The sequence below is a fragment of the Bacillus paralicheniformis genome (assembly GCF_001042485.2).
In the GTDB taxonomy this organism is placed as follows: domain Bacteria; phylum Bacillota; class Bacilli; order Bacillales; family Bacillaceae; genus Bacillus; species Bacillus paralicheniformis.
This window is the reverse complement of the sequence record NZ_LBMN02000035.1, coordinates 278,793-291,070: the sequence shown is the minus strand read 5'-3', so window position 1 is coordinate 291,070 and position 12,278 is coordinate 278,793. Positions and strand designations below refer to the sequence as shown.

The window sequence follows — 12,278 nt, the reverse complement described above, 5'->3', positions numbered from 1 at the left end:
AAATCCCTTAGCAAGGGATTTTTTCATTTTATTTTCCTTTTTCATCGGTCGGAATCTGGATCAGGGAATTCGATCCTGTCGCTTTAGGCATTTTTCCGTCCCATTTTTGGATCCATTGATACTTGATCATTTCATCTGACATCGATTTTTTAATAATTTCATTATACTCGGCAATACCTTGGGCTTCGATCTTTTTCTTTTTCGCTTCCGCTTCGGCGATCTTCAGCTCTGTCTGCGTTCTTTCCAGTTCCTGCGAAGACTTCACGCGCGCGTCAATCGCTTCCTGGGTCGCTTTATCAGGCTTTGGCACACCGAGTGTTAAATCGTCAATGACAAAGCCGAGCCCCTTCATATCATCTGCAAATGTTTTTTGGATTTCTGCGGCGGCATCAGATGATTTTTGTCCGTATGTATCAATGACGGAGTATTTGGAAATCGACTTTCTTGCAGCGTCCCACAGCCTTGTTTTCAAGTAGCTGTTTTCGATTGATTCAATATCGACCGCTCCGAATTTATTAAACAATTCTACGACTTTATCAGGCTGAACGACATAGTTGTAGGCGATGTCCATTGAGATGTTTTTGCCATCAGAAGTAGCCACTTGAATATCCTGATTGTTTACAGTCTGCATCCGCACCGGATATCTTGTGACTTTGTCAAACAGTCCGACTAAATGCCAGCCTTGATCAAGCGTTTCCGATTTCACCCCGCCATTCGGAGAATAAACGACGCCGACATATCCGTTCGGAATTTTCTCGATGAACAAGGAAGCCGTGAATCCTCCGATAATTAAAGCAACAGCGACAATGATTCCGCCGAGCAGCGTTTTGTTTTTATTCTTCTTTGGTTGTTTTTCATTCATCTTTGTCATCCTCCAGCGTTTTCTTTATTTTGCTCGCCCCGCTTCCGACTTTTTTAAAAAGCGGGCTTAACATAAGCCATACGCCAAACCCTATAATGGATAGCAATATGATCGAACCAATCATGACTTTCACTTTTGTTTCACCCCTTTTGCATTTGTTGATTGATCGTATGACTAAATAAAATCATTTCACTTATGTTTACGTTCATATGAACTTAAAGTTTCATTTTTTTAAAATGTAATAGAAAAAATTTTATCATTGCAATTGCGAAATCAATGGCATCGTTAAAGGATATGTCGGATATCTTACTCTTTATGCCGCGTATATCATGGCGTGGTCGCAGTCAAATGAAGACGAAGCGGCATGCCGAACCAACTATCAGCTGGGCACATACTAAAAAAAGAGCCAAATGATTGGCTCTTTTAAAAATATTAAATTTCAATTATTGTTGATTGCCCTTTTTAACCCATTCAGCTACTGTCACTGTGCGTTTAGCTTGATGTTTCACTGCAGCTTCCACGTCTTCAATCATCTTCCCGTTTTGATCGACTGTAACACTCGTTCCATATGGATTTCCGCCAGCCCCGAAGAGGACAGGATCAGTGTATCCCGGAGAAGCAATAATAGCTCCCCAGTGCATCATTGAAGTATATAAGGACAAAATTGTTGCTTCTTGACCACCATGTGGATTTTGAGCGGAGGACATTGCGCTTACAACCTTATTTACTGTCTTTCCGTTTGCCCAAAGTCCGCCTTGTGTATCAAGAAACTGTTTCATTTGGGATGCCATATTGCCAAAGCGTGTTGGTGTACTGAATATAATAGCATCTGCCCACTCTATATCTTCTGAGGATACGACTGGAATGTCCTTTGTTGCATCAACAGTGGATTTCCACACTTCATTTCCCTCAATGGCTGATTGCGGAGCCAATTCTTGTACTTTTAAAACTCTGACTTCAGCACCTGCTTCTTCTGCACCTTCTGCAGCCCATTTGGCTAATTGATAGTTTGTTCCGCCCATACTATAAAAAACTACAGCTAATTTTACATTTGACATATGATCCAGCTCCTTTGATTTTCTAAATAGTTTGTCTAAAAATCCCATGTTTTCACACCTGCTTTTTTGTTTTCTTTTCGGCAAACCTTTTAAGAACCACCCCCTTGAAGTGTTTCGCTGCCATTATTATTCCTTGCTAGAATAAACTTAAAACATTTCAATTTAATAAATCTCAATTTGGAGATATTATGGATGGTTATATTACTTCGGTCTTTTTCTGGTGAAGATTTCGCCAATCTTTGCGTAATCATGCCCGGCTAAACGACTGATAGCGCCGAGGCCTCTTGGATCGATTTTTCCATTTTCATAGATGCCGCTTTCGATATGATATTGAACGACTCTGCCTATCATAAAATCGCATCCGTCAGAGTGCTTATCTCCCAACTCTAATGAATACTCCAGAACACATTCCATACGCACTTTTGCTTCTATCACGCCCGGCACCGAGACTTTCATACTTTCAACGGGGGTTAACTCCGCTAACTGAACTTCACTTTGACTTGGTGGTAGGCTGGCGGCCGTTAAATTCATTTTTTCAACGTTTTGTTCATCAACGATATGGACCACAAATTCTTTGCTGTTCAAAATGTTTCTCGCTGTATCCTTTTGGCTCCCTTCAAAACGTTGAATAGAAAGGGAGATCATCGGAGGATTTGAAGATACAATATTAAAGTAGCTAAAAGGAGCTCCGTTTAAGACACCCTCCTCTGATAAACTTGTAACAAATGCAACAGGTCTCGGTATAATACTCCCGATTAAAAACTTGTAGTTCTCTCTTTCTGTTTTTGTATTGGGATCAATGGACAGCATCGAATCACTTCCTTACAAAAATTAATCCAGCGCCTTCACTGTTACAGGAATTAATCTTCTTTCTAACTGCTCTCTGTAGTGTTCATACTGGGCCGGCAGCATTAACTGTTCTCCCATTGTTTCATATGATTCATCATGGGCGAATCCTGGTGGATCTGTTGCAATTTCAAATAAGATTTCCCCGTGTTCTCTGAAATAAATCGCGTTAAAATAATTTCTGTCTTGCACAGGTGTAACACGGTATCCGTTTTCCGCAACATATTTTTGCCATTCCAATTGATCATTGTCATCAATGGCTCTCCAGGCAATATGGTGAACTGTACCCGTCCCCATTTGTCCGCTTCCTATAGTTGTTAATTTCAAATCAATCATATTTCCTATGTCACCAGCAGAACGAAAACGTACAAAATCTCCTTCTTCTCCAACTTTTTCAAGTCCCATGACCTTTTCTAATAATTCAGCCGTTTTTTCGGGTTGTTTGGATAACAGTGTTGCTCCACCAAATCCTTTGATTGCATTGTCCGGTGTTATTTCCCCTACTTTCCAGCTGTTCTTTTCCCCTTGTTCTCTTTCGACAATTTCCAGATGAAGACCATGAGGATCATCGAACTCCAAGTATTCCTCTCCAAAACGGTTCATTTTTGTATAAGGCACATTGAATTTTGCTAATCTGTTTTCCCAAAAAGCCATTGCGCCTTTAGGAACGACGTAAGAAGTCACTCCCACTTGACCATCTCCAATGACTCCTCGCCGGGCACCTGCCCAAGGAAAGAATGTAATAATCGTTCCCGGTTTCCCGCCTTCATTGCCAAAATAGAGGTGGTATGTTCCCGGATCATCAAAATTAACGGTTTTTTTCACTAAACGTAAACCAAGAACGCCAGCGTAAAAATCCACGTTCTCTTGCGGATGGCCGACAATCGCTGTAATGTGATGGATTCCGCTTGTTTTCTTTTTCATTCCACTTCACTCCTCTTTCATGAAACATAGCTTTATGATGAGAAATACGTTACAAATTCATTTACAGGTTTTCTAAATCCCCGTGGTTTTTCTGCTTTTTATTTTTTCCTTCTTTAAAAGATCAAAATCAATGGACAAGCATCCCTGCCTTTTTCTTTATAGGACTCCGGGCAGTTTTCAACCTTCGTAGATTTCTGTTGCTTGCTAACGATGATGACTGCCGATGAGCCCAGGATCTTGTTATGTCATGAAGCTCCTGTTCAGAAATAGAATACCCAGTTCAATATTTATTTCTCATTATCATGAATTCATATATTTCGAATTCGAGATATTATCATAAAAAAATTTACATGCTTTGGGCATGGAAGCCAAGTTTTTTTAACTTTTCAATTAGAACTTCTTTTTCTTTTATGTCTAAGCCGCCGAAAATGCCTTTCATAGCTGTTTTATGTTTTGGAAAAAGATTGTTCATCAGTGCAGTTCCTTCATTCGTTAAAGCAGCGTATGTTATACGGCGATCTTTAGGACAAGGCCTTCTCTCTATTAACTTTTTCTTCTCCAACTTATCTACAACATAGGTAATGCTGCTGCTTGCGATTAATACTTTTTCGCCTATTTTTTGGATCGGCTGATCGCCTTTACTATAGACTAATTCTAGAACAGCAAACTCAGTTGGGTTTAGTCCTAAACATTTAATATCCTCTTCCACACGCTTTTTAATCGATTGCAGTGCACGAGACAACACAATAAATGCCTTTAAAGACAACTCCTCTTCGTATCTCTCCATTTCCTGACTGCCCACGGTATTCATCCTTTTTAATTATCTCGAATTCGAGAAAATTGTATAATAACGATTTGCTGTTGTCAACTTTTTAAAACGGTTTATGTTATTACGAGTTAAAACAGATGAGACAGAATTGTTAAACGGATGCATTTCCATTGCCGAAGCAGGATTCGGATCTAACACAAAAAACCGCCGACTCAAGGTCGGCAGCGCCGGCTGTTTCAGAAGTCTTGTCATACATGAAATAGTTTGTCTTTTATCTGGAGATGCAGCTTCGGATTCAGCAAGAAAATAATGGACTGAAGCTGTTCCTGTTTATTAATCGAGGGATCCGCGTGGTGTTGATGGTTGTATCCGTTAAAGATTGCAATCAGCGTGGTGGCCATCACCTTCGGATTGAGCTGTTTTTGAACGATGCCTTCTTCCTGAAGCTGCTCGATCAGTTCGACAAAAAACTCTCTCCACTGCTCATACAGAAGGGCTACTTTTCTTTGAATCTCAGGATATCTATGACTATTTGCCATAAATTCCAAAAACAAAGCTGTCGAATGCTCTTTATTTGATGTTTGAATCAAGTGTTCAATCCCTGCGAGCAATCCCCTCAGCGTCTTTTTTCGAAAACAATTCATGCTGGTTTGAAAGCGATCTTCCATTTGCTCATTCATAATATGGAGAAACAGCATCTCCTTTGACTTGAAATACAAATAAAACGTAGCTTTAGAAAATCCGGCTTCTTTCATAATTTCATCTACAGAGGTTGCCGAATATCCATTTTGGGCGAACAGATGATATCCGGCTTCTACGATCTTTTGAACCGTATTCTGTGTCTTCTTTTTCATTAAGCTGTCCTGTCCTCTCTACTTCTCTAATTAAGTTAACCATCTATGTATTGAGATATACTGGGAACGTCAAGGACTCGTTATGTTAAAGAAAATTGGAAAAAGACGCTTAAAATCTTTTGCTCAAACATACACTTGCAGCCTAAGCGGACGTTCTTTCATCAAGCATAGCAGTGACATATAAACACCGCCAAGTGACATTAGCCCGGTAAGTCAACAAGGTCAATCGCCCTAACAGGCCGGTAGCCGTATGTTCCTTTCCTTGCAAAATTCCCAACCTTCATTCTAGCATTTACTGCTAAAAACTTCATATATATTGTAATTTATTTAATTGGATTTTTCTGTTTTTTAAAAGCCTCTATGAAATACCCGGGGTCCGCATCCACTTCATAAGCAAATACCCCTTGGTTCGTATGGAGGTAAAGCAAACCGGCCTCGGAAAAAGGTCTGTATGATACATCGTGGACGTGCTCAAGGCGATACTGGCGGCTTGCCGTTAAAATTTTATCGTTGTACAGGTACATTTGATTATGCTTTTTTGTATAGGTTTGCCGGTTAAAATCAATCGTCCGTTCTGTTTTGTAGTAGCTGACAGCGGCGATGGCCTGATGGCACCCGTCTTTCATTTGAAACCTCCATTTGCTATTCGTTGATTAATTTGGACATGACATATTCATCAACATATTGTCCTTTTACTTTCAAAGCGTGCTTTTTAGTGCCTTCAATGATAAAACCCATTTTTTTGTATAAACGCACGGCGGCTGTATGATGGGTCATGACAGTCAGCTCAAGTCTGTGAAGCTTTTCTTCACAGGCCCATTTTTCCAATGCCTGAAACAGCTTTACTCCAATACCTTGTCCAATATATGTTTGGCGTATGCCAATGATGATATGGGCACGGTGGCGTGTTCTCTGAACCTGTCCTCTGACTGCTGCAACATATCCGACTAAGCTTCCGTCATCAGCCGCACAAACAAAAACTTCACACACGCCGGATTGGATCTGTTTGATTTGACGTTGTGCCTGAAGCTTTCGTTCACCCGGTTCAAACAGCATGAATTCAGATTCTTCATCGATCGTTTCACAAAGCTTCAGATAGTTTTCTGCATCTGAAGCTGTTAATTTTCTGATATGCAAGAAAGGCCCTCCAAACAGTTTTTAGATTATCTATATATTCTGAATTATAATCGCATGAAAAAGGCTGTGCAAACCGCAGGTGCCAAGATCGATTCGCGGCTTCATCAAAAAAAATAGCAAAACCGTCGGCATTACTTTTCAAGCAGCCTCGGTTTCGCAGGGTCGCACGCAGGTTTTTGCGTATTTGTCGATTCGGCGATTTTCATTAAATAATAGCATTCTTCCCTCATCATGTGGTCTGCCATCAGCGCGGAGAACGTACCGAGCATCTGATCTGTAAGCTCCAGCTCCTCCACTTCTTTCAAAAAGGTACGAAACAGCTCAATCTCAAGCTTCACGTCTTTATTCATCCTTCTGAGAGCGGGAAAAGATTCAACATTCGCTCTGAGATACCCCGTCAATTCAACGGATTTAATATAGAACTGTTCAAAGTGTTTGACAAACTCCCTGCTCTTCTCTTTCAACCGTTTTTCCACCGCATCCAGGTCATCGGCAATTGCTCCAGCATGTCCGGCGGCATCCATCAGCCACAGCATATGGTGGTGCAACTCGTGGAAAACAGGCGGCACTTCCCGTTTTTTTAAGTATTTTAGCACAAGCAAGTACTCCTCCAGTTCATTTACCATATGGTTGATAAAAGTCGGGGGAAGGTGAATTTTAATATCGCCTGTCAGGTGCCTTTTAATGATGGAGAGTTTAAATTTCCTGAATTGAAGGGCATATTCTTCAGCTTCAAGCGTTAATGAATACAAATCAGGCGAAGCATTCACTTTTTTCAGCAAAACATCAAACGTCTGCTTGAACTGCTTCGCCTTTTGAATATCTTCTTTTTCCCTTTCAGCCAAAGAATCCAAAATAAAACGCGCATGATCACCCAAAACCTGAAGCCAAAATTTATGTTCAAAAACGGCCGTCTCCTTATAAGTTTTCAAGCTTGCGCCTCCCTTTAAATACCATTCTTCACTATGGCTATTCGCTGCAAGCCCGAAATATGATCATGCAAATAGAAGCTGATCAATAAAGATTCGGAGGCAGTATATCATCCCGGGGATGTTGAATAACCGATGGCGGCGTATCATGAATATATGCAGGCGCAGGTTTTAACACCGGTTTTTTCGCAAGGGGCTGAGGATGTTCAACATACTGAAAAACGCCTTCCCCATCCATGCTCGGTCCCTTCGCCCATCTGCCTGCAGCGCTCTCGTTGCCTCTTGAAAAATTAAATAATACATGAGAGACTTCCCTTTTTTCCAGATGGCGCGGAAACGTGCTTGGGACGACGACATTTTCTTTCGCTTCCAGTTCTTTAATGGCTGCAAGCCACTGGTTTTGATGCATCGTATCCCTTGCAATCAGCCAGGACAGCATATCTTTGACACCGCGGTCCGTCGTCTCTTCATAAAGCCGGACAGCCTGCAGGCGTCCCTGTGATTCCGCGTTTAAATTTGCCCGAAAGTCAGCAAGCAAATTTCCGCTTGCAATAATATAATCGGCAGTCCAGCGGTTTCCCACGCTGTCGGCCGGCATCGCCCCTAATCCTGATACGATGGCATGCTGCGGATTCATCCCTCCGAGAATGGCGCCGAGCACCGGATCTTTTGCCGCTTTTTCAAGATCGCCGACCGGCGCACCGTCCAAAAGCCTTGCAATCATCGTCGCCAGCATCTCGATATGGGCGAGCTCTTCAGCTCCTGTATCCATCAGCAGATCTTTGTACTTGCCGTTTCCTCTGACACTCCAGCCTTGAAAAAGATATTGCAGAGCTACTGATATTTCCCCGAACTGTCCTCCCAGTATTTCCTGCAGCTTTTTCGCAAATAATGGATCGGGTTTTTCAGGCTTTGCATGATACTGCAGTTCTTTAATATGAAAAAACATAAGATCGCTCCTCTCATGAGCTACCTTATGAACGATAAGAACAATAGGTGTTTGTCTATCCCTTTTAAATGAGTTTCTATGAACCGCTAAGAAGATCTTCAATCCACATATCAACTTGCCGCTCAGACATTCCTCCGACATACATCCGCTCTGGTCTTCCTTCCCGATTAATGAATATACTTGTAGGCAAATAATAAATCTCCCAAGAACGGTAACCTTCAGCCGATTGATCCAAAGCGACCGGAAAAGTTAAGCCATGGCGGTCGACAAAGCTCTTTACCGCACCTTTCGATTCACGCACATTGACAGCGATGATTTCAAAACCGTCTCCTTTAAAACGGTCATAAGCTTTTTGCATGACCGGCATCTCCTCTTTGCACGGTGTACAAAAAGTCCCCCAAAAGTTGACAACCACCGCCTTTCCCCGTAATTTTTTCAGTTCGATGTCACCGCCCTCTAAAGTCGATAATTTAAAATGTAATGCCTGCCTGTTCATTCCGGCCTCCGGCAATATGCTGATAAAGAGCATAACCAGCCGCACAACATAGGAGCAAGAGGATGGCGCCTCTCAATAAAAGCAGCGTTTGTTTTTTCATTTTTTTTCCCGATATGTTAGCCCTGATATGAAAAAAGGACTCTCCTCTGCTGGGCTTTCTTTATGATGAGTAGTCCGGCATTTCATGCTCAAAGCCGTAAAAGCCTGTAATTCCAACTTCTCCGCAGCCTGACACTTTTGTGATATCCAGGAAATGATTGCGGTGCGGCGTCCCGCTCACTTTATCTGCAGCACTTAAATGAAGATGATTTCCAGTAAATTCTTTCTCGCTTAAAGTGATCGCATGTCCTGTTAACGTGATTCTCTGCAGCTTGATGTTGAGTGTACAGCCTTCTGCATTAAAAATCGTAAACTTATAATACAGCCATGTCGGGTAGTAATTTACATTGGTGCTGTCCGCCATAAAAAATCCCACTTGATCTTCAGTCATTGTCATGGTCGTCTTTTTCTCATCTTTTGTAACCGCGGCATCAGCAGGCTGAATATGAAAACTGCAGGCCATCATGATTGAAAACAACATCAAAAATAAAATTTTTTTCATTGGCGCCCCTCCCTTTTTCCATATTATAAACTTTATTGAATAAAAAGGATATTGAAATTTAATCTCCCGTTTCAAGATGAGTGTGCCGAACGATCCCTTACAAAAGTGTAATGTTCATGTCACGTTATTCGATTTTTTTATCAGACAATGAATCTTAAAATGATAAATGAGGTGAAATTGTGAAAAAGCATATCGTATGGATCAGCCTGATGATCATATTTACCGCATTATTAAGCGGATGTAACTTAAACCGTGTGGGAACAGACGAATATTATGTTCACATTACCGGAAACGGGAAGGAAGACACGTCGAAGTTTGACGACGGCGAGGAATACTCCGTCTTCAAATATGAACTGGCCGGTTTTGATGAGGACGGTCAAGAAAAAACAATGGAATTCACAGCTGATAAAAACCTTCGTACAGGCGCGTTTTTACGGCTTTTCTATTCTGAAAATAAAGGCGTGAAATCGTGGGAAGAGGTTGAAAAAGACGATATTCCCGACAAAGCCAAAGATCGATTAGGTGTGAAAAATTAAAAAACATGCGGGAGATGGCGGCGCCATCTCTTTTGTTTATCCTTGCATGCCTTCCTTTTTGCTTTTTTTAAGTGATAAAAATTCATCCTGAAAAATGCACATTCTAATAGCGTTACGATAATAGCCGTCAACGAAAAACTCATCCTGCAGCTCGCTCTCGATTGTGAACCCTGCTTTTTTATACAAGTGAATCGCTTTTGCATTATCTTCGTCGACGATCAAATACAATTTGTGCAAATTCAAAACGGAAAACGCGTAGTTCATCGCCAAATACGTTGCGCTTGACGAATACCCGTTCCCTTGATGCTCTGGATCAATGATGATTTGAAACTCCGCCCGTCTGTGAATATAATCAATTTCGACCAGCTCAACCAATCCGATCATCTCAGTCTCTTTCTCTATGATAAAGCGCCGTTCGCTTTGGTCATGAATGTGTTTGTCAAACAAATCCTGCAGCTCAACAAAAGTCTCATACGGTTCTTCAAACCAATACGACATAATCTTCGCATCGTTGTTAAGACGGTGGACAAACGGAAGGTCTTCTCTTTCGAGCGGACGCAATTTAAGCTGATTGAACATATCAGCAACCTCCAATATAAATTAAAATTTAAGATGATGTAAGGCGCAGGCCGATCACCCCGATTATAATAAAGCCAAGTGAGATGAGCTGCGGAGCGCGAATCCGCTCCTTAAACCAAAATAAGCTGACTGCCGTAATGCCGATGCTGCCGATCCCGGTCCAAACGGCATAGGCAACACCGGCTGAAAGTGCCTGCATGGCTTTCGAAAGGCAGAAAAAAGACAAAGCAAACCCCAATACCATGACAATAATCGGCCATTTTTTTCTTGTGCCGTCTACATATTTCATAGCGATGGCGGCAATGACCTCTTCGATTCCAGAAATCACCAAAAATAACCACGGCATGATCAATCACCCCCTGACTGGGTATTGTTCTCTTTTGTAAACATTTTCATGCCAATAATGCCTCCCAACAGCACGATCAAAAAAAATATTTGCCCTCCTGAAAAGGGTTCGCCCATAAAAACACCCGTCACATATGTGCCGGCCGTTCCGATTCCGACAAATACGGTATAAGCCGACGCCATCGGAATGTTCCTGTAAGATCGTATCAGCATGAGAAAACTTGCCGCGATCAGTACAAAGATCATCAGCCAATCGGCGAAGGAATCCGCATGTTTAAGACCTGAGGCCCAAACCACTTCCAAAAAACCCGCAATAATGACGAGGAGCCAACTCAATGATAACACCCTTCCTGTTGTGAATGAACGTCAGTCATTTTTAGGCCGATAAAAAATGAACAGCTGCAGCCGGTCATTTTTCACTTGGTTCCTATGCTTCTCTTCAGAAAAGTAAATATTTCTTTTTTGAACACACTGAGCTCTTCGTCTTTTTCCGCCCCGATGTAATAACGTTCCGCTGTGTTTTCGACAAAGTTGATAATCGTTCTGGCCGTCCAGCGCACATTGATGTCCGGAATGACCTCGTTTTTCTCAACTGCTTTTTCAATAAGTCCTTCAAGCCAGGAATAATAAGGCTGATAGATCGCCTCCCATTTTTCCATCGAATGGTCAAAGGCAAGACCTGAGTAGCAAAGAACGATAATATCCTGATGAAGTTCCGTCATGTTGAACGTCTCATCGATCATGATGTCCAAGGCGGTCCAGAAAGACATGGTTCCGTCGACCTTGCTCTTAATATGGTCCAAAGAATGTGTCAGAAGATTTTCCGCGATCGCGGGAATCAATGCATTTTTGGATGAGAAATAAAGATAAAAAGTGCCCTGCGCAGTACCTGCTTTTTTCACGATATCTGAAATCGACGCCTTATCCAGCCCCTTTTCAGAAATGACTTCAATGGCCGCCTGCAAAATCTTTTCATATTTCCCGGACGTTTGCTTTGGCATGTTGCAGACCTCCCTAAAAATGAATGACTATCATTCATTTTAGTGGAGCGGCTTTTCATTGTCAACCGGGCGGCGCAGGACTTATTTCCTTAAAATTTCTTTAAAATCCTAAGCATAAGCTGTCTTTGGATATGAATCCCTTTTATACTTTACACATATACCGAAAACAGATGGAGTTGATATTGTTGAAACCGCTGATCAAGCTGGCATGCGGAGCTGCCTCTCTTATCGCAGCCGTCCTCGCAATATGTTTTGCAGTGAAACGGAGCAAAGACAAACAATAGGAATTAGGAAAAGTTCTCAGCAAAGCTTTTCTTTTGCTAAAAGTTTTTTTGTTGATCTCCCTGTTCATTTTAAAGAGAAATGCAATGCATAGTGATCATGAAATCGAA

At 41.7% G+C, this 12,278-nt stretch carries 18 protein-coding genes; 1 reads left to right on the top strand and 17 read right to left on the bottom strand.

Features of this window, described 5'->3' with window-relative positions; all coding sequences use genetic code 11:
- Window positions 1–28: 28 nt before the first annotated feature.
- From ACH97_RS18305 to ACH97_RS18250, 13 genes are all read right to left on the bottom strand, one after another.
- Entirely contained in the window at window positions 29–862 is an 834-nt protein-coding gene (locus tag ACH97_RS18305; protein ID WP_020451587.1) for a prohibitin family protein, read from the bottom strand.
- Window positions 855–995: a hypothetical protein gene (locus tag ACH97_RS23850; RefSeq protein WP_023857597.1), complete on the bottom strand. Its 141-nt coding sequence runs from the start codon at window positions 993–995 to the stop codon at window positions 855–857. Before ACH97_RS23850 ends, ACH97_RS18305 begins: the two co-directional genes overlap by 8 nt.
- 310 nt (window positions 996–1,305) lie before the next feature.
- Window positions 1,306–1,920 carry an NAD(P)H:quinone oxidoreductase gene (gene wrbA / locus ACH97_RS18300; RefSeq protein ID WP_020451586.1) on the bottom strand — a complete coding sequence of 205 codons (615 nt, stop codon included), beginning with the start codon at window positions 1,918–1,920 and terminating at the stop codon, window positions 1,306–1,308.
- 201 nt (window positions 1,921–2,121) lie between these two features.
- Window positions 2,122–2,730: a flavin reductase family protein gene (locus ACH97_RS18295; protein WP_020451585.1), complete on the bottom strand. Its 609-nt coding sequence runs from the start codon at window positions 2,728–2,730 to the stop codon at window positions 2,122–2,124.
- Between the two features lie 21 nt (window positions 2,731–2,751).
- Window positions 2,752–3,690, bottom strand: coding sequence for a ring-cleaving dioxygenase (locus ACH97_RS18290; protein WP_020451584.1), 939 nt, complete (start codon window positions 3,688–3,690; stop codon window positions 2,752–2,754).
- Window positions 3,691–4,036: 346 nt separating this feature from the next.
- Window positions 4,037–4,492, bottom strand: a complete 456-nt coding sequence (locus tag ACH97_RS18285) for a MarR family winged helix-turn-helix transcriptional regulator (protein WP_020451583.1) — start codon at window positions 4,490–4,492, stop codon at window positions 4,037–4,039.
- Window positions 4,493–4,707: 215 nt separating this feature from the next.
- Window positions 4,708–5,313 carry a TetR/AcrR family transcriptional regulator gene (locus ACH97_RS18280; RefSeq protein ID WP_020451582.1) on the bottom strand — a complete coding sequence of 202 codons (606 nt, stop codon included), beginning with the start codon at window positions 5,311–5,313 and terminating at the stop codon, window positions 4,708–4,710.
- Between the two features lie 323 nt (window positions 5,314–5,636).
- Window positions 5,637–5,939: a hypothetical protein gene (locus tag ACH97_RS18275; RefSeq protein WP_020451581.1), complete on the bottom strand. Its 303-nt coding sequence runs from the start codon at window positions 5,937–5,939 to the stop codon at window positions 5,637–5,639.
- A gap of 16 nt (window positions 5,940–5,955) precedes the next feature.
- A complete protein-coding gene (locus tag ACH97_RS18270; protein ID WP_020451580.1) occupies window positions 5,956–6,450 on the bottom strand; it encodes a GNAT family N-acetyltransferase in 495 nt (164 codons plus the stop codon).
- A 131-nt stretch (window positions 6,451–6,581) separates the two neighbouring features.
- On the bottom strand, window positions 6,582–7,382 hold the full coding sequence (locus ACH97_RS18265) for a DUF2935 domain-containing protein (RefSeq protein WP_020451579.1): 801 nt from the start codon (window positions 7,380–7,382) through the stop codon (window positions 6,582–6,584).
- Between the two features lie 82 nt (window positions 7,383–7,464).
- Window positions 7,465–8,328 (bottom strand): manganese catalase, encoded by an 864-nt coding sequence (locus tag ACH97_RS18260; RefSeq protein WP_020451578.1) that lies wholly within the window; start codon window positions 8,326–8,328, stop codon window positions 7,465–7,467.
- 76 nt (window positions 8,329–8,404) lie between these two features.
- A complete protein-coding gene (locus ACH97_RS23145; protein ID WP_020451577.1) occupies window positions 8,405–8,824 on the bottom strand; it encodes a redoxin domain-containing protein in 420 nt (139 codons plus the stop codon).
- Between the two features lie 160 nt (window positions 8,825–8,984).
- Complete coding sequence (locus tag ACH97_RS18250; RefSeq protein WP_048350287.1) at window positions 8,985–9,425, bottom strand: hypothetical protein; 441 nt, start codon at window positions 9,423–9,425, stop codon at window positions 8,985–8,987.
- A gap of 209 nt (window positions 9,426–9,634) precedes the next feature.
- Between ACH97_RS18250 and ACH97_RS18245 the strand changes: the two genes are divergently transcribed.
- On the top strand, window positions 9,635–9,961 hold the full coding sequence (locus ACH97_RS18245; protein WP_217626321.1) for a YxeA family protein: 327 nt from the start codon (window positions 9,635–9,637) through the stop codon (window positions 9,959–9,961).
- 36 nt (window positions 9,962–9,997) lie between these two features.
- Here ACH97_RS18245 and speG read toward each other — a convergent pair whose 3' ends face one another.
- The 4 genes from speG to ACH97_RS18225 all read right to left on the bottom strand — a co-directional run bounded on the left by speG (window position 9,998) and on the right by ACH97_RS18225 (window position 11,886).
- A complete protein-coding gene (gene speG, locus ACH97_RS18240) occupies window positions 9,998–10,540 on the bottom strand; it encodes a spermidine N1-acetyltransferase (protein WP_020451574.1) in 543 nt (180 codons plus the stop codon).
- Window positions 10,541–10,568: 28 nt separating this feature from the next.
- Entirely contained in the window at window positions 10,569–10,886 is a 318-nt protein-coding gene (locus ACH97_RS18235) for a DMT family transporter (protein WP_020451573.1), read from the bottom strand.
- A 2-nt stretch (window positions 10,887–10,888) separates the two neighbouring features.
- The gene (locus tag ACH97_RS18230; protein ID WP_020451572.1) at window positions 10,889–11,221 is read right to left on the bottom strand and encodes a DMT family transporter; all 333 of its coding nucleotides are present in this window, start codon (window positions 11,219–11,221) and stop codon (window positions 10,889–10,891) included.
- 80 nt (window positions 11,222–11,301) lie between these two features.
- The gene (locus ACH97_RS18225) at window positions 11,302–11,886 is read right to left on the bottom strand and encodes a TetR/AcrR family transcriptional regulator (protein WP_020451571.1); all 585 of its coding nucleotides are present in this window, start codon (window positions 11,884–11,886) and stop codon (window positions 11,302–11,304) included.
- Window positions 11,887–12,278 lie beyond the last annotated feature (392 nt).

What these genes read in the sequence shown, in the direction of transcription:
- ACH97_RS18305 (WP_020451587.1), bottom strand. Translation starts at nt 862, where the DNA reads ATGAATGAAAAACAACCAAAGAAGAATAAAAACAAAACGCTGCTCGGC.
- wrbA (WP_020451586.1), bottom strand. Translation starts at nt 1,920, where the DNA reads ATGTCAAATGTAAAATTAGCTGTAGTTTTTTATAGTATGGGCGGAACA.
- ACH97_RS18295 (WP_020451585.1), bottom strand. Translation starts at nt 2,730, where the DNA reads ATGCTGTCCATTGATCCCAATACAAAAACAGAAAGAGAGAACTACAAG.
- ACH97_RS18290 (WP_020451584.1), bottom strand. Translation starts at nt 3,690, where the DNA reads ATGAAAAAGAAAACAAGCGGAATCCATCACATTACAGCGATTGTCGGC.
- ACH97_RS18280 (WP_020451582.1), bottom strand. Translation starts at nt 5,313, where the DNA reads ATGAAAAAGAAGACACAGAATACGGTTCAAAAGATCGTAGAAGCCGGA.
- ACH97_RS18275 (WP_020451581.1), bottom strand. Translation starts at nt 5,939, where the DNA reads ATGAAAGACGGGTGCCATCAGGCCATCGCCGCTGTCAGCTACTACAAA.
- ACH97_RS18260 (WP_020451578.1), bottom strand. Translation starts at nt 8,328, where the DNA reads ATGTTTTTTCATATTAAAGAACTGCAGTATCATGCAAAGCCTGAAAAA.
- ACH97_RS23145 (WP_020451577.1), bottom strand. Translation starts at nt 8,824, where the DNA reads ATGAACAGGCAGGCATTACATTTTAAATTATCGACTTTAGAGGGCGGT.
- ACH97_RS18250 (WP_048350287.1), bottom strand. Translation starts at nt 9,425, where the DNA reads ATGAAAAAAATTTTATTTTTGATGTTGTTTTCAATCATGATGGCCTGC.
- ACH97_RS18245 (WP_217626321.1), top strand. Translation starts at nt 9,635, where the DNA reads ATGATCATATTTACCGCATTATTAAGCGGATGTAACTTAAACCGTGTG.
- speG (WP_020451574.1), bottom strand. Translation starts at nt 10,540, where the DNA reads ATGTTCAATCAGCTTAAATTGCGTCCGCTCGAAAGAGAAGACCTTCCG.
- ACH97_RS18235 (WP_020451573.1), bottom strand. Translation starts at nt 10,886, where the DNA reads ATGCCGTGGTTATTTTTGGTGATTTCTGGAATCGAAGAGGTCATTGCC.
- ACH97_RS18225 (WP_020451571.1), bottom strand. Translation starts at nt 11,886, where the DNA reads ATGCCAAAGCAAACGTCCGGGAAATATGAAAAGATTTTGCAGGCGGCC.